Below are 16,827 nucleotides of genomic sequence, written 5' to 3'. Positions count from 1 at the left end.
ATCGTGGTGCAGATTCATTCTGCATGAGAGCGCCCGATCCACGCCCCACTCAAGCCGTGGGGGGCAGATCAACGCCCATGCGCCGCGGGATGGCCTGCTCGTAGCAGGTTTGCAAAGCCTGAAGGCTCTGGTGGACCACCGCGCTGCCGCCCTGGCTGATCACCAGATTGGCCGCAGCTGTCACCACACCAATCCGCTCGGCAGGAACCCCTGCAGCGGCCACAGCCTGCTGCCAGGCCTCGGCCTGATCAGGCGGCACACTGACGAGGATGCGGGCACCGCCCTCGGCAAACAGCAGACGATCGGTGCGGGCGCTACTGGCGGGCAGCTCCAGCTCGGCCCCGTAAGGCTCGGCGGTGGCCATGCAGCACTCAGCCGCGGCCACCGCCAGGCCGCCGTCGCTGAGGTCGTGGGCGGAAGCCACCAAACCCTGGGCGATCGCCTGACGCAGGAAGCCCTGGACCGAGCGCTCCAGGGCCAGATCGATCTCGGGCGGGCGCCCCGTGACGGCTCCATGCAGCCGCTCCAGATAGCTGCTGCCGGCCAGGCTCAGGCGGGGATCGGCTGGAGCCTCGCCTGTTTCCAGCGGCACCCCCAGCAGCCAGATCGCATCGCCGGCGCTGCGCCAGGCCTGGCCGCGCACCTGGGCGAGATCGTGCACCAGGCCCACCATGCCCACCACCGGCGTGGGGTGAATGGGCTGCATGGTGCCGTTGGGCAGGCGGGTCTCGTTATAGAGCGACACGTTGCCGCCGGTGACGGGCGTGTCGAGGGCCGAGCAGGCGGCCGAGAGGCCGCGGCAGGCCATTGCCAACTGCCAATAGCCGGTGGGGGTTTCGGGAGAGGGGAAGTTGAGGTTGTCGGTGATCGCCAGAGGCTCGGCGCCGACGCAGCTGAGGTTGCGGGCGGCCTCGGCCACCGCCGCCATGCCACCGCGCTCGGGGTCGAGGGCCACCCAACGGTTGGGGCAATCCACCACCGCCGCCACGCCGCGGGTGGCCGCCGCCATGGCGCCCTCACCCTGCTGGGGGCGCAGCCGCACCACGGCCGCATCGGCGCCGCCGGGAGGCACCACGGTGTTGGCCTGCACCTGGTGGTCGTACTGGCGGTACACCCAGCGCTTGGAGGCGATGGTGGGGTCATCGAGCAGGGCCAGCAGGGCGTCGCTCCAGCTGAAGGGCAGCTCGGCGGGCAGCTGGTCTTCGCGCCAGCGCCAGTGGGCCTGGATCTCAGCGGGAGGTTCGCTGATCAGCTCGTGGTGGTTGATCGGTGTGTCGTCGGCTAGGGCGCTGGCGGGCACCTCGGCCGCCACCGCACCGTTCTGGAGCACCCGCACGATGTTGTCTTCCAGCACCCGGCCCACCACGGCGGCCTGCAGGCCCCAGCGGATGAAGCGCGCCATCAGCGCCTGCTCCGTACCAGGCTTCACCACAAACAGCATCCGCTCCTGGGATTCGCTCAGCAGGAACTCGTAGGGGGTCATGCCGGCCTCGCGGGCAGGCACCTTGTCGAGGTCGAGCTCGATGCCCAGGCCCCCCTTGGCGGCCATCTCCGAGCAGCTGCAGGTGAGGCCGGCGGCGCCCATGTCCTGGGCGGCCACCACATCACCGCTCTGGAAGGCCTCGAGGCAGGCCTCGATCAGCCCCTTCTCCAGGAAGGGGTCGCCCACCTGCACGGCGGGGCGGTCGTCGAGGGAGGCCTCGGTGAGCTCGGCGCTGGCGAAGCTGGCACCGCCCATGCCGTCACGGCCGGTGGTGCTGCCCACGTAGACCACCGGGTAACCCACCCCCTCGGCGCCGGAGCAGACAATCTCCTCGGTTTCCATCAGCCCCAGGGCCATGGCGTTCACCAAGGGGTTGCCGGAGTAGCTGGCATCGAACGCCACCTCACCGCCCACGGTGGGTACGCCCACGCAATTGCCGTAGTGGGCGATACCGGCCACCACGCCCTCCATCAGGCCCACGTTGCGCTCATCCTCCAGGGGGCCGAAACGCAGGGCGTTAAGCAGGGCGATCGGCCGCGCGCCCATGGTGAAGATGTCGCGCAGGATGCCGCCCACGCCCGTGGCCGCACCCTGGAACGGCTCCACCGCCGAAGGGTGGTTGTGGCTCTCGATCTTGAAGGCGAGGCGCTGGCCTTCGCCCAGATCCACCACGCCGGCGTTCTCGCCAGGGCCCACCAGGATGCGCGGACCGGTGGTGGGGAAGCCCTGCAGCAGCGGGCGCGAGTTGCGGTAGCAGCAGTGCTCCGACCACATCACCCCGAACATGCCCAGCTCAGCGCGGTTGGGGGCGCGGCCGAGGCGGCGACAGATCTCGTCGTAATCCGCCTGACTCAGGTTTTCCTTCTTCAACGCCTCGGCGACCGCGTAGTCGGGCGCAGCGAACGCTGAAGCGGCGGAATCGGCGGCGGCGACCACAAGCGGCTGGGCAAGATCCCTCCAGTTTCGCCGAGCGACTCACCGGGCTTCCAGGGGTGGATGGTGAAACGCAGGACCCGCGATGGTGGTGACCTGCCTGTGGATGTGGGACTGTCCTGAGTTCTGTACAAGCTGTACAGAACTCAGGAGACCGGCTGGAGGGGGTGGATCCACAAGCGGGAGCCGGGAACCCGGGTGACTCAGAACCAGGGATCTTCGTCGTTCGGGGGCTGGGCTGAACGCCGCTGACGCCGACCGTCTGGGGCAGACGGTCTGGAGGGAGGCTCGGATGGATCCCAAGACTCGGGCCAGTCGTCCCAGCCTTCATCAGGCGCCTCCCCAGCCATGGGGGATGGCGACTCCTCCTGCCAAGGCGGATCCTCCAACCACCCCTCCAGACGCTCTTCAACGCGGCTGCCGGCCTCCTGCATCTGATCGCGCCAGCGGCGGGAGCGACGCAAGAACTCCTGGCGCACACTGGCCCGGGCCAGGGGCAGGTCGTCGAGGCTCTCCAGGGCCGTGAACACCTGGCCAGGCTGTTGATCAACCAGGCGATCCAGGCTCAGGCGCCAGCGGCTGCTGCCGGGCAAACGGGGATCGCTGCGGCTCACCAGATAGTGGCGGATGCGGCCCGTGCGCAGCTCGATGGCGGCATCGGCGAGGCTGCCGATGGGCTGCTGACGGCGATCGAGCACCGCCGCCTCGATCAGGTTGGGTAGCCGCTCCACCACGTCCTGCTCGGTTTCGGCGGGCTCTCCCTGCACCAGCACCTCCAGGTCGGTGAGTCCGCGCAGTTGGTTGAGGCGCCACACCAGCCGGCGGGCGCCAAAGGCCGAAGGCTTGGACACCCAACCCAGAACCCGATGCACCGGCGGATGCATCCAAACCTGCAGGCCGGCGCCGTGATCAAGGCCCTGATCACAGCGAACCCGCCGACGCAGCAGATCGCTCAGCAGCAACTGCTCCGGAAGGGCCACCACGGTCAACTGCGGATCTGAACGGGCATGACCAGATAGGTGAACTGATCTCCCTCCGCCGGCGTGAGGATCGCCGGTGTGGTGGGGGCATTGCACTGCAGCAGCACCTGATCACAGGCTATGGCCTTGAGCCCATCGAGCAGATAACGCACGTTGAAGGCGATCTGAACGGCGTCTCCCGTGATCGAGGCCGCCAGGGCTTCGGAGCCACTGCCCACGTCCTGGGCATCGGCCTGGATCAGCAGCTGACCCGTGGCTGGTTCGACGCTGAGCTTCACCACGTTGTTGTGCTGATCAGCAAGCACCGCCACCCGCTCCAGGGCCGACACCAGGGCGCGGCGATCCAGCGCGATGGTGCGGCTGAAGCTGTCGGGGATCAGCTGGCGGTAGTTGGGGTAGGTGCCATCCAGGCTGCGGCTGGTGAGCACCTGATCAGCCCACAGGAACACCACCTGGCCGCGGTCGTAGAACAGGCTCAGCGGCTCGGCGGACTGGCGACCGGACAGCAGCCGCTCCAGCTCCCGCAGGGAGCGGGCGGGAACGGTGACGGCAAAGGGCTCGCCACCATCGCCTTCCACCGCTGCGCTGGCATGGGCCAGGCAGAGGACGGCCAGGCGATGGCCGTCGGTGGCTGCACACTCGAGGCCACTGGGGTCGAGTCGCAGATGCACTCCGGTGAGGAGCTGCTTGGCCTCATCGCCACTGCTGGCAAACAATGTGGCGCGCAGACCCTTGACCAAGGCATCCGCCTCCAGCCGGATCGGCGTGCCGCTCTGCACCAGGGGCAAATCGGGGAAATCCTCCGCCGGCATCCCCCGCATCTGGTAGCTGCCCGACAAGCTGGTGAGCTCGACCTGTTCGGAACCTTCCGGACAGTGCAAGGTGATGGGGCTATCGCTCGAGAGCCGCGACACGATTTCTCCAAACAACCGGGCCGGCAGGGTGATGGCACCACTGGTTTCGACGCTGGCCGGCAGGCTGGTCTGAATACCGAGGCTGAGGTCAAAGCCGGTCAGGCTGAGCCGGCCGGTGCCTGCATCGGCGGTGAGCAGCACATTGGCCAGCACCGGATGGGTGGGCCGGCTGGCCACGGCCCGGCTCACCAGCTGAAGGCTGGTGCTGAGTTCGGACTGGGAACAGACCAGCTTCATGGTGTGTGTGTCGGGAAGCCTGACGGCTGGAAACGGGGAGCCCCCACGCTTCCACAGGCCGGCTGATTCCGCAACGTCGGTGAACCGCCTTCAACAGGCTTTCCGATCATGGGATTAATGGATTCCATAAAAAAGAATGAAACCGTCGTCGTAGGGCCTGGGGGAAACGGGGAAAACCCAAAAAACACCTGCAACAACAGGGATGTGCGGCTCCGAGGCCTGGGGGACATCGAACTAGGCATGCGGGAAAGATCGGCTTTTCCACCCTTTTCCGGCGTTGTGGAAAAAAAGGCGCTCCATCGCCATTCCTGGACATGCGCTTCTCCGCGGCTGAGAAGAGTTTTTCCCACGCTTTCCCTCAGACGCTTTGCCAATTGGTTGGCCCTGAAGCGGTCGGGTTAGAAGCCCATCACGGCAGCCACCTTGGCCGTATCGGCCTCCAGGCCGGTGTGGAAACGGGCGTCGTTGTGCTCGATGGCCGTGGTTGGGTCCTTGAGACCGTTGCCGGTGAGCACACACACCACCGTGGCCCCCGCAGGCACTTCCTCTTTCCGCTTGAGCAGGCCCGCCACCGAAGCGGCGCTGGCGGGTTCGCAGAACACCCCTTCACCGCTGCCCAGCAGCTTGTAGGCCTCAATGATTTCGGCGTCGGTGACGGCCATGAAACCGCCGCCGCTCTCGCTCCTCACGTTTAGCGCTTTGTCGCGGTTCACCGGATTGCCGATCCGGATCGCCGTGGCAATGGTGTCTGGTTGATCCACCGTGTGGCCCAGCACCAGGGGTGCCGATCCCGCCGCTTGGAATCCCATCATCCGGGGCAGATTGCGGCAGTGGCCGGCATTTCGGTATTCGTTAAATCCCATCCAGTAGGCGCTGATGTTGCCGGCGTTGCCGACGGGAATGCAGAGCCAATCGGGGGCCTCGCCCAGGGCATCCACCACTTCGAAGGCGGCCGTTTTCTGGCCCTGCAGCCGGTAGGGGTTCACCGAATTCACCAGGGTGATCGGGTACTGGTTGGCCACGTCCTGCACGATTGCCAGGGCCCGATCGAAGTTGCCCTGGATGGCAATCACCTCGGCGCCGTAGAGCAGGGCCTGGGCCAGTTTTCCCTGGGCCACGTAGCCATCGGGAATCAGCACGAAGGCGCGCATCCCACCCCGGCGGGCATAGGCGGCTGCTGCTGCTGAGGTGTTGCCGGTGCTGGCGCAGATCACCGCTTCCGAGCCCGCCTCCTTGGCTTTGGAAATGGCCATGGTCATGCCCCGATCCTTGAAGGATCCGGTGGGGTTGAGGCCGTCGTATTTGAGAAACACCTTGACGCCCCTACCGATCCGCTCGGCGATCACCGGGGCTGGGATCAGCGGCGTGGCCCCTTCATGCAGGGTGATCACTGGCGTCTTGGCGGACACCGGCAGCCAGCGCCGGTAGGCCTCGATCAACCCGGGCCAGTCCTGCATGGTTGGGCGAGGCCCGAAGGGTCCCTTGCTCAAACGCCTCAGGGAACGGAGCAAGGGCACGGGTTAGAGCAGTGGCTGGGGTGAATCTACGGCGCAGCTCCAGGGGCATCGCCCCGCAAGCCGTCGAGCGGCGATTCGGAGAAGAAGCGCACCAGTTCGGCGATGGAATTGGCTTTGCTCAACAGGTTCATCAGGGCGGGGATGCTCACCTCCATCTCCTGGGCGGGATAGGCCTGGAAAAAGGAGAGCGGTGAGATCGAACCGTTGCCAGCCACCACTCCCATCACCATCGCTGAGCGCAGGGCGGGCACACCAGCCTTGGAGGCTCTGAGCGGGTACACAATTTGGGCCAGACGCTCCAGGATCGCTTCACCGATCCGTGTGTTCAGCAGCCGGCTCACCAGGGTGACCGGCAGGCTGACCGACTGGTTCAGCAGCTTGGCAACGTCCTTGGGATTTTGTTTGCTGAGGCGCAAGACGTCGACCAGCAGCCCTTGGGCATGGCCGGTTTGGGCCAGGTGCTCCAGCTCGGCCACGGTGATGGAGCGCCGGAAGGCACCACTGACAAACACCAGGTTTTCCGCCGCGGCCACCGGCGGCAGGGGTGCCGCAGGCAGCAGGCCCATCAGGCTGAGCCCCAGGCCGATCGCGGTCAGGCCCTGACGCTTGCGGCCTGGATTTGGGTGGCGGAAGGCGCTTTGCATGCGGCCAAGCCTACGGCGGTTGTTTCTGTGGTCAGGCCGGAACGAGCACATCGCGCACCAGCCGCACTACCCCCCGTTCCGCCAATCCGCGGGCTAGTTGAACGCCCATCTGGCGCAGTTGCGGTTCCCCAAGCAGTCGGGGCAAACGCCGCAGCACCATTTGGGGCTCAAAGCCCGGCAGCGCTTGAAGGATGCCCATCAACTGCCGCACCGGTTCGAGATCGAGCAGCGGTTCATTGGCCTCGCTCAGCCGATGGCGCCGCAGGCCCGGTGGTTGGAGGCGTTCCGGCAGGCGTTTGCCCAGCCGCAGTGTGGTCTGCCAGGCCACCGCATCCATGCGGGCCACCATCGCGTCCACCAGCTGCTGGCGCAGCAGGCCGCCGTTGGGAGAGAACAGAAAGCTGAGCACCTGATCGAGCAGCCCCTCCAGATCCAGCTGGGCGCCCTGGGACGCGCTGGCGATCAGGTTGTCGAGCCGTTGCCAGCGGAAGATGTCGCCGTCGAAGAGCATCTCCTTCAGGCTCTGGCGCAGGCTGGGATCGGGATCCTCCATCAGTCGCCGAGCGAAATAGGGGTAGGCGGCGCCGAGGATCTTGAACTCGGGATCCACGCTGAGGGCGATGCCTTCGAGCGTCACCAGCGAGCGGATGATCAGGGCGTAGTAAGGCGGCACCTGGAACGGGAAGCGATACATCACGCCGCTGAGGTCGTCGGTGACGGCCTTGAAGTCCATGCGGCTGACGCCCTGCTCGATCGCCTGGCCAAACACCGTTTCAAAGGCGGGCACGATCGGCTCGAGGTTCACGTCCTCGGCCAGAAAGCCCAGGCTCACAAAATCCTTGCTGAGCTTGCCGAAGCTGCGGTTGACCAGGTGCACCACCGCCTGGATCAGGCCTGTGCGGGACTCGCGGCTCACTTCGCTCATCATGCCGAAATCGAGATAGGCGAGGCGGCCATCCGATAGGGCCAGCAGGTTGCCGGGATGGGGGTCGGCGTGGAAGAAGCCATGCTCCAGCAATTGCTGCAGGCTGCAGTTCACCCCCACGGTCACCATGTCGTCGGGGTCGACGCCGATGCCGCGCACGGCTTCGAGGTTGGTGAGTTTCACCCCCTCGATCCACTCCATGGTCAGCACCCGGCGGCTGGTGGCCTGGTGGTAGATGCGGGGAACGGCGATACGGGGGTTGTGGGCGTGCAGTTCGGCAAAGCGTTCGGCGTTGGCTGCTTCGTTGAAGTAGTCCATCTCCTCGAACACCCGCTTGCCCAGCTCATCGATCAGGGCCACCAGATCGCTGCGGATCAGGCCGATGTTCTGGTTGAGCCAGGCGGCGATGTTGCGCACGATGTAGAGATCGAGCGTGATCTGCTCGCGCAGGCCGGGGCGCTGCACCTTCACGGCCACCGGTTGGCCGCCCTTGAGCACCCCCTTGTGCACCTGGCCGAGGGAGGCAGCGGAGATCGGTTCGGCGTCGAGCTGTTCGTAGACGTCGAGGACCGGGGCGCCCAGGTCTTCCTCGATGCAGGCCATGGCCAGCGCCGAGTCGAAGCCGGGCAACTGGTCCTGCAGCTGGGCCAGTTCCTCCAGCAGCAGCGGCGGCACGATGTCGGGCCGGGTTGAGAGGGCCTGGCCGGCCTTGATGAAGGCGGGGCCCAGAGAAGCCACCAGATCGGCGGCTTCCTTGGCGCGGTCGCGGGCCCGGCCGGGGCTCTTGAGCCGACCTGTGAACCAGTCGAAACCAACCCCTAATAGATAAAGACCGATCGGTACGAGGGTTTGCCAGAGCCGCCGGATCAGCCGTTGCGGGTGGCCGGCATAGATGCGGGTGATGGTGGCCGGGTCGTACTCCAGTAGGCCGGCGACCTCCAGAAAGTCGCTGAGTTCGGCGGAGGTTTCAGGAGAGGCGCTCGCCATGCTGGGGGGCCAGGCCGCCAGGGGGGCCATCTGAAGGTCGTCCCCCTCTTCTAAACGAAAGACACAGCCGCTACGGTCGGCTCCAACACCCGGTGGCCGCTGACTGCCGCCTCCCGCGCCTGTGCTGACTGGACTGCGCCTCAGCAACATCGCCCTGATCGAGCGGCTCGAGCTCAGCTTCCGCGAGGGTTTCACTGTGCTCACCGGCGAGACCGGTGCTGGCAAATCCATCTTGCTGGATGCCCTCGATGCCCTGCTGGGTGGCGCCCAGGGCAGTGCCGGTGCCCGTTTGCTGCGCCGGGGGGCGGAAAAGGGAGTGATCGAGGCCAGCTTCACGCTGACGCCGCCTCTGCAGGCCTGGATGCGGCAGCAGGAGCTGGACGCTGACGAGGAGGAGCTGCTGCTCAGCCGTGAGTGGCGCCTCAGCGAGGAACGCCTCAGCAGCCGCAACCGCCTGAACGGGGTGGTGGTGAGCCGCGCCCAGATCCAGGAGCTGCGCCCCCTGCTGCTCGATCTCACCGTGCAGGGCCAGACCCAGCAGCTCGCCCGGCCGGGTCAGCAGCGGCGCTGGCTGGACCGCTTTGCCGGTGACGGCATTCAGGCCCTGCTCGATCCGGTGGCGGCGGCCTGGCGCCAATGGAAACAGGCGGCGGCGACGTTGGAGCAAGCGCGGGCCGATTGGGATCAGGTGCAGGCGCAGCGCGCCCAGCAGGAGCAGCTGCTGGCCGATCTGGAGGCGGCCCAGCTGGAGGATCCCCTGGAGCGGCAGCGGTTGCAGGCCGAGGAAAACCGCCTGGCTCACGGGGTGCGGCTGCAGGAGGGCGTGATGGTGCTGCTGGGCCGGTTGCTGGAGGGGGCCGATCAGGCGCCGTCGGTGCTGGATCACCTGGCCGCCTGCGAGCAGGAACTGACCCAGATGGAGGCCCTCGATGGCGACGTCGGCGCCCTGCGCAGCGGCTGCACCGATGGGTTGGCGGCGCTTCAGGATCTGGTGCGCGATCTGGAGCGCTATGGCGCCGCTCTTGAAAGTGATCCAGAAAGCCTCGAGGCCCTGCAGGAGCGCATCGCCCAGCTCAAGGGTCTGGAGCGGCGCTATGGTCAGGCGTTGGGGGAGCTGATCGCCCTGCGCGATCGCCTGCGGGAGCAGCTGGCCCCCGGCGGCGCTGAGGCCTCCCTCGAGGCCCTGGAGTTGGCGGAGCACACGGCCCGCCAGGCCCGCGACCAGGCCAATGGGCGGCTTACATCGGCCCGGGAGGCGGCGGCCCGGCAGCTGGAACAGCAGCTGATGGAGGCGCTGCGCCCCATGGGTCTGGCCAACGTGCGGTTTGCGGTGGCGATCACGCCCGGGCAGCCGGGGGACGAGGGCGCTGATGTGGTGCAGTTTCAGTTTTCCGCCAACCCCGGCGTGCCGCTGGCCCCGATGGCGGAGGTGGCCTCCGGCGGCGAGATGTCGCGGTTTCTGCTGGCCCTGAAAACCTGCCTGGCCGCAGCCGATTCCCACGTCACCATGCTGTTCGATGAGATCGACACCGGTGTCAGTGGTCGGGTGAGCGGCGCCATGGCTGAGTTGCTGCAGCGCCTGGCCCGGCAGCGCCAGGTGTTCTGTGTGACGCACCAGCCGCTGGTGGCCGCGGCGGCCGACCACCACTTCCGGGTGTCGAAGCAGGTGGTGGAGGGGATCACCCACACGCGGGTGTCCCACCTGCGGGACACTCAGGCGCGCCAGGCCGAGCTGGCGGAACTGGCCGGCGGCGATTCCGGCGAAGCCCGCAGCTACGCCGCAAGCCTGTTGGACCAGCACGGTCGCTAGAACCGCCCCAGCGTTTGCTGCTGGAGTTCGATGCCGCCATCTCAGGCTGTTGCCGTTCCGGCCCGCTGGAGTGGGGCCGCCATGCCGGACCAGAGCGGTCGGCTGGCCCTGATCACCGGCGCCAACAGCGGCCTGGGCCTGGAGAGTGCCCGCGCCCTGCTGGCTCGGGGGGCCACGGTGGTGCTGGCCTGCCGCAGCTTGGAGCGGGCCGAGGCCGCCCGCCAGGAGCTGCTGGCTGGTGCCGGCTCCGCTGGCAGCGGCACGGCGGGGGAGCTCGAGCTGCTGGAGCTTGACCTGGCCGATCTCGACAGCGTGGTGCGGGCTGCCAACACGGTGGCCGAGCGCCATGGGCGGCTCGATCTGCTGCTCAACAACGCCGGCGTGATGGCGCCGCCGCGCCAGCTCACCCGCCAGGGCTTCGAGCTGCAGTTTGGCGTCAATCACCTGGGCCACTACGCCCTCACCCGGCTGCTGCTGCCCCTGCTCGAGGCCAGTGCTGGGGCGCGGGTGGTGCAGGTGACCTCAGGGGCGCAGTATTTCGGCCGGCTGGATTTCGACGATCTCCAGGGCGAGCGCCGCTACGACCGCTGGGCTGCCTACGGCCAGAGCAAGCTGGCCAACGTGGTGTTGGCCCACGAACTGCAGCGGCGCTGCCCCGGGCTGCTTTCGGCGGCAGCCCATCCAGGCCTGGCCCGCACCAACCTGCAGCCCGCCTCGATCGCCGCCAGCGGCGCCCGCTTCGAGGGCACGATCTACCGGTTGCTCGATCCCCTGTTCCAGAGCGCCGCCCAGGGGGCCCTGCCCCAGCTGTTTGCGGCCACCGCAGCGGAAGCCGAGTCCGCCGGTCACTACGGTCCCAACCAGTTCGGCGGCATGCGCGGTTGGCCGGCGGCGGTGCGGCCGGCGCCGGCGGCCCTCGATCCGGCCCAGGGGGAGCGCCTCTGGCAGGTGAGCGAGGAGCTCTGCCGCCGAGCCTGCCCAGGCTTCGCCCCTGTGGCCTGAGCCAGCGTCCGTACAATTGGCTGTTCCCGAGCCGTCTGGATGCCCCGCGCCAAGAGCTCTGCTGAACCCAGCAGAACCCTCGCCCAGACGATTCATGAGAAGGCCCTCGACCCCAGCCGGGTGTTGAGCGGTGGCACGTTGGAGGATGTGATCCGGGTGCGGGGTGCCCGCCAGCACAACCTCAAGAACGTCGATCTGACGATCCCCCGCAATCGCCTGGTGGTGTTCACCGGCGTGAGTGGCAGCGGCAAGAGCTCCCTGGCCTTCGACACGATCTTCGCCGAGGGCCAGCGCCGTTACGTCGAGAGCCTGTCGGCCTACGCGCGCCAGTTTCTGGGGCAGGTGGATAAGCCCGATGTGGATGCGATCGAGGGGCTTTCGCCGGCCATTTCGATCGACCAGAAATCCACCAGCCACAACCCCCGCTCCACCGTCGGCACGGTGACGGAGATCCAGGACTATCTGCGCCTGCTGTTCGGCCGCGCCGGCGAACCCCACTGTCCCCAGTGCGACCGCTCGATCCGGCCCCAGACCATCGACGAGATGGTGGATCAGATCCTGGCCCTGCCGGAGGGCACCCGCTACCAGCTGCTGGCACCGGTGGTGCGTGGCAAGAAGGGCACCCACGTCAAGCTGCTCGGCGGCCTGGTGGCGGAGGGCTTCGCCCGGGTGCGCATCAACGGCGAGGTGCGCGAACTCGCCGACAACATCGAGCTCGACAAGAACCACGCCCACAACATCGAGGTGGTGGTGGACCGGCTGGTGGCCCGCGAGGGGGTGCAGGAACGGCTGACTGATTCTCTGCGCACCGCCCTCAAGCGCGGCGATGGCCTGGCCCTGGTGGAGGTGGTGCCCAAGGCCGGCGAGGAGCTGCCCGAAGGGGTGGAGCGGGAGCGTCTCTACTCGGAGAACTTCGCCTGCCCGGTGCACGGAGCCGTGATGGAGGAGCTCTCGCCGCGGCTGTTTTCGTTCAACAGCCCCTACGGCGCCTGTGCCGACTGCCACGGCATTGGCCACCTGCGCAAGTTCACCGCTGAACGGGTTGTGCCCGATCCGAACCTGCCGGTGTACGCGGCGATCGCCCCCTGGGCAGACAAGGACAACTCCTACTACTTCTCGCTGCTCTATTCCGTCGGTGAGGCGTTCAACTTCGAGATCAAGACGCCCTGGAACCAGCTCAGCGACGAGCAGCGCGATGTGCTGCTCAACGGCAGCCGTGAGCCGATTCTGATCCAGGCTGATAGTCGCTATCGCAAGAGCGCCGGCTTCGAGCGCCCCTTTGAGGGGATCCTTCCGATCCTCGAGCGCCAGCTGCGCGACGCCAGCGGCGAGTCGATCCGTCAGAAGCTGGAGAAATTCCTGGAGTTGGTGCCGTGCGCCACCTGCCACGGCCTGCGCTTGCGGCCGGAAGCCCTGGCGGTGCGGGTGGGCCCCTATGCCATCCACGAACTCACGGCCGTGAGTGTGGGTGACACCCTCAGCCGCATTGAGGCGCTGATGGGGGTCGGTGCCAGCGAGGGGGCCGAGCCCCTGCTGACGCCCCGTCAGATCCAGATCGGCGATCTGGTGTTGCGGGAGATCCGCCTGCGGTTGAAGTTTCTGCTGGATGTGGGGCTCGACTACCTGAGCCTGGATCGCCCGGCGATGACGCTCAGTGGTGGTGAAGCCCAGCGCATCCGCTTGGCCACCCAGATTGGTGCGGGCTTAACGGGTGTGCTCTACGTGCTCGATGAGCCGAGCATTGGTCTGCACCAGCGCGACAACGACCGGCTGCTCAACACCCTGCTGAAACTGCGGGATCTGGGCAACACCCTGATCGTGGTGGAGCACGACGAAGACACGATCAGAGCTGCTGATCACATTGTGGACATCGGTCCGGGGGCGGGGGTGCATGGGGGCCACATCGTGGCTGAGGGCAGCTTCAACAACCTGCTGGCCGCCGAGGACTCCCTCACCGGGGCCTACCTGAGTGGTCGCCGGGCGATTCCTACCCCGGCGGAGCGCCGCGTCAGCGGCAGTCGCCGGATCACCCTGGTGGACTGCGCCCGCAACAACCTCTCCGGCTTCGATGTGGAGATCCCGCTGGGCCGGCTGGTGTGCGTCACCGGCGTGAGTGGCAGCGGCAAGAGCACCTTGGTGAATGAGCTGCTGCACCCGGCCCTGGAGCACCAGCTGGGCCTGAAGGTGCCGTTTCCGTCGGGCCTGGGTGAGCTGCGCGGCATCAAGGCGATCGACAAGGTGATCGTGATCGACCAATCCCCGATCGGGCGCACGCCCCGCTCCAACCCCGCCACCTACACCGGCGCCTTCGATCCGATCCGCCAGGTGTTTGCCGCCACGGTGGAGGCCAAGGCCCGCGGCTACCAGGTGGGTCAGTTCAGTTTCAACGTCAAGGGCGGCCGCTGTGAGGCCTGCGCCGGCCAGGGCGTGAACGTGATTGAAATGAACTTTCTGCCGGATGTGTATGTGCAGTGCGATGTATGCAAGGGCGCCCGCTACAACCGCGAGACCCTGCAGGTGACCTACAAGGGCTTCACCATCGCCGAGGTGCTCGAGATGACGGTGGAGCAGGCTGCTGATGTGTTCTCGGCGATTCCCCAGGCTGCGGATCGGCTGCGCACGTTGGTGGATGTGGGCCTGGGTTATGTGAAGTTGGGCCAGCCGGCCCCCACCCTCTCCGGTGGTGAAGCCCAGCGGGTGAAGCTGGCCACCGAGCTCTCCAGGCGCGCCACCGGCAAAACGCTCTATCTGATCGACGAGCCCACCACCGGCCTCAGCTTCTACGACGTGCACAAGCTGATGGACGTGATGCAGAGGCTGGTGGACAAGGGCAACTCAATCCTGGTGATCGAGCACAATCTCGATGTGATCCGCTGTGCCGACTGGATCGTGGATCTCGGCCCAGAAGGGGGCGACAAGGGAGGAGAGATTGTCGTGACGGGCACCCCAGAGGAGGTGGCTGAGCATTCCACCAGTCACACGGGGCGCTATCTCAAGCAGGTGCTCAAGCAGCATCCTCCTGAGGCCTTGGCAGGTTGAGGGCTGCTCTGAGGGCGGTGTGAGAGGGGCAGGGGACGAACTGGGAGGGGCTGGTGCTAAGACTCACCCAATTAAATAGCCTTCTCTAAATAGATGGCGAAAGAAGAAATGGTTGACAATCAAGCAATCGGCGGTATACTCTTGAATAGGTTTTCGAACTCTCTAGGCATGGCTAATTTGTCTAATAGAAGACAGTCCGTCGCCAGGAAAGGGTCTTTTCTAGTCAATAGTATTGTCATTATGATGACAACTATTCCAGTGCTTAATGTCGGCTTGGGACAAAAATTGGCTGCGTCAGATCAATTTTATTACAATATAAATTGTCTTTCCGAGATATCTCTCGAGGAAACATGTAACGTCTCATTCATGAAAAAGTCTATGTCAGCAAGGTTTACCTCTGGCATAAATACAAAAGTTAAGTATGATGAAATTATTGCATGGAATTATACAGACTCAACCAAGTTAAAGATTGATTTAGAGCTTGCAGCTAGGATAGGTCTTATTGGCCTGCTCTTTAAAAAAGCCGTTCACAGGCATGTGTTTAGCATTAGCTATAGAGATGGCTTTGGAGATAAAAAATCACTGATACTTAATTTCAGTGATTCACAATATGTGTTGCCTGTAAAATCAGCTTTGAGTGATTATGCAGGCAGCAAGGAGGTTAATTGACTAATCAATTGACTTTTGAGGCAATAAAGTCTACAGCCTTGTCAATTGCATCGTACATAGCTGCCTTTGCATCTCCATTCATCCCGCCCCCCGCGTAAGCAGAAGTGTCAAAGCTATATCCCCCAAATGGTGTCGATTCCTTCTTTTCTCTTACTGCACCTTCAAATCTTGCAGTGCCTATAATGTCATCTGCTGCAACACTTATTATATCAACCTTTAAGGTAACCGTTGCACTTTTTTTATTGGTTGTCTTGGTGGCACCAGCAAACATTCCGAAGATGGGAATAAATCCAGCTGGATTAATAGAAGTCTCTGTGCTTGATTGAGTGTCAATATTTAACACAGCAGGACGTACGATGTACTTTACGCCCATTGTTTTGGCAACGTTAACCAGGTCAGGAATGAACATGTCATTGGTTAAGTCAGCTCGATTTAGACCATCTTGGCCAAACTTCTTATTCATAGCTGCGTTTACCTTAAACCACGAAATTGTTGTTGCTCCTGACTGCCTAAGCGCATCATTCAGGACTTCTGTTGCAAACTCGTTCGTTGTGCTTACTGTTCCACCAGCTGATCCATATTGTGCCGATGTGCCAGTTTTATCAAACACTGGCATCAATATGAATTTTGACTTTGTCGTGAAGCGGATATTTTGTAGTGCATCTGTCGCTTGTGTCGAGGGTTCTTTGCTATTTCCAGTTTGCGCAATTGCCAATGGAGCCATGAGTGACAGGCTCAGGGGAGCTGCGACTAAAAGAGCTAATTGACGACGCATGACTAGGCAGTCCCTATTACGGTTGTAAAGACCGTAGCATCCAGCTATAGTTTTGGTCAAGCCCTGCATCCATGATTATGCCAACTCCCTTGGGACTTCATAGAGTTGGATTGCTGATGCCCGCCTTTGCGGCAGCCTTTATTGCAGGAAATGCTGCCCTTGCTTTTGATAGGTCGGGAAATTTAGGGGTCGTTGCTTCTCCTCCAAGAGTCTCATACCCATTTAAAATCGAAGCATTGTGCAGTCTATATTCAAAATATGAAGTCTGTCACCCTGTGCTAACAGAAGGTTCTATCTCCGCCAACTTCCCGACCGAATTCCTTAGGCTTACGGCTAAAGATATAACGGCCATCGCAATTTATGATTCACGACGTAGAGAGACTAATTACGTTGTCGGAGCAGCTTCGACAATTCTTTTCGGACCCTATGGACTCATAGGCTTTTTGGCTACAAGGAATGTAGGTGATGTTGACTTTGGCTTCACGTACATTGACAGCGGTCGCAAGAGAACTGCATATATTAGATTTAAAAATAATAACTCTACTGCGGCTTTTGGTGAGGCCTTAAAGCCCCTGGTCCAGTTAAGTGACAAGTCTCAGGCAGGTTCAACCCCTTGACTTTTTGACGCACCTCACATAGGCTATTATTTTAATCAACTTCTAGTTAACAAAAAGTATGAAGATTAAAATTGCTTCTTGCCTTATTGCTTTTGGAATTCAGTCCTCTCCTGCGTTCGCCTCTGATCTAGTTGATTCTGCTCGTAATTTTCATCAAGATGCGTCGAACATTCATCTTTTGATGAACGTAGTTGGTAAATCTAGAAGCTTGGCATTGAAGGGCTGCCCAAGTGCTGTTGAACTTATAATAAGAAGCTATAATGTGTATATCTATAAAGAAAAGGTTGGTACTAGC

General features: G+C 63.6%; 12 protein-coding genes. 5 read left to right on the top strand and 7 right to left on the bottom strand.

Features of this window, described 5'->3' with window-relative positions; genetic code table 11:
• Positions 1-49 precede the first annotated feature (49 nt).
• The 6 genes from purL to KBY57_RS03635 form a co-directional block, all read right to left on the bottom strand.
• Positions 50-2,419 (bottom strand): phosphoribosylformylglycinamidine synthase subunit PurL, encoded by a 2,370-nt coding sequence (gene purL, locus KBY57_RS03660; RefSeq protein ID WP_254994510.1) that lies wholly within the window; start codon positions 2,417-2,419, stop codon positions 50-52.
• Positions 2,420-2,619: 200 nt separating this feature from the next.
• On the bottom strand, positions 2,620-3,396 hold the full coding sequence (locus tag KBY57_RS03655; protein ID WP_254994630.1) for an RNA methyltransferase: 777 nt from the start codon (positions 3,394-3,396) through the stop codon (positions 2,620-2,622).
• A gap of 5 nt (positions 3,397-3,401) precedes the next feature.
• Entirely contained in the window at positions 3,402-4,547 is a 1,146-nt protein-coding gene (dnaN, locus tag KBY57_RS03650; protein ID WP_254994509.1) for a DNA polymerase III subunit beta, read from the bottom strand.
• Positions 4,548-4,945: 398 nt separating this feature from the next.
• Positions 4,946-6,004: a threonine synthase gene (gene thrC, locus KBY57_RS03645; RefSeq protein ID WP_254994508.1), complete on the bottom strand. Its 1,059-nt coding sequence runs from the start codon at positions 6,002-6,004 to the stop codon at positions 4,946-4,948.
• 86 nt (positions 6,005-6,090) lie between these two features.
• Positions 6,091-6,708, bottom strand: a complete 618-nt coding sequence (locus KBY57_RS03640; protein WP_254994507.1) for an alpha/beta hydrolase — start codon at positions 6,706-6,708, stop codon at positions 6,091-6,093.
• Positions 6,709-6,739: 31 nt separating this feature from the next.
• Positions 6,740-8,620, bottom strand: coding sequence for an ABC1 kinase family protein (locus KBY57_RS03635; RefSeq protein WP_254994506.1), 1,881 nt, complete (start codon positions 8,618-8,620; stop codon positions 6,740-6,742).
• Between the two features lie 121 nt (positions 8,621-8,741).
• Between KBY57_RS03635 and recN the strand changes: the two genes are divergently transcribed.
• From recN to KBY57_RS03615, 4 genes are all read left to right on the top strand, one after another.
• On the top strand, positions 8,742-10,430 hold the full coding sequence (gene recN / locus KBY57_RS03630; RefSeq protein ID WP_254994505.1) for a DNA repair protein RecN: 1,689 nt from the start codon (positions 8,742-8,744) through the stop codon (positions 10,428-10,430).
• A 30-nt stretch (positions 10,431-10,460) separates the two neighbouring features.
• Positions 10,461-11,432 (top strand): oxidoreductase, encoded by a 972-nt coding sequence (locus KBY57_RS03625; protein ID WP_254994504.1) that lies wholly within the window; start codon positions 10,461-10,463, stop codon positions 11,430-11,432.
• A gap of 39 nt (positions 11,433-11,471) precedes the next feature.
• Positions 11,472-14,471, top strand: coding sequence for an excinuclease ABC subunit UvrA (uvrA, locus tag KBY57_RS03620; RefSeq protein WP_254994503.1), 3,000 nt, complete (start codon positions 11,472-11,474; stop codon positions 14,469-14,471).
• A gap of 93 nt (positions 14,472-14,564) precedes the next feature.
• A complete protein-coding gene (locus KBY57_RS03615) occupies positions 14,565-15,140 on the top strand; it encodes a hypothetical protein (protein ID WP_254994502.1) in 576 nt (191 codons plus the stop codon).
• A 4-nt stretch (positions 15,141-15,144) separates the two neighbouring features.
• On the opposite strand, the gene KBY57_RS03610 is transcribed toward KBY57_RS03615, so the two are convergent.
• Positions 15,145-15,915, bottom strand: a complete 771-nt coding sequence (locus tag KBY57_RS03610; RefSeq protein ID WP_254994501.1) for a hypothetical protein — start codon at positions 15,913-15,915, stop codon at positions 15,145-15,147.
• A 116-nt stretch (positions 15,916-16,031) separates the two neighbouring features.
• On the opposite strand from KBY57_RS03610, the gene KBY57_RS03605 reads away from it, so the two are divergent.
• Positions 16,032-16,532 carry a hypothetical protein gene (locus tag KBY57_RS03605; protein ID WP_254994500.1) on the top strand — a complete coding sequence of 167 codons (501 nt, stop codon included), beginning with the start codon at positions 16,032-16,034 and terminating at the stop codon, positions 16,530-16,532.
• The last annotated feature ends 295 nt before the right edge of the window (positions 16,533-16,827 follow it).

Source organism: Cyanobium sp. Aljojuca 7D2 (assembly GCF_024346415.1).
Taxonomy (GTDB): Bacteria; Cyanobacteriota; Cyanobacteriia; order PCC-6307; family Cyanobiaceae; genus Cyanobium_A.
The sequence above is the reverse complement of the archived record's forward strand: the minus strand, read 5'-3'. Positions and strand labels throughout refer to the sequence as shown.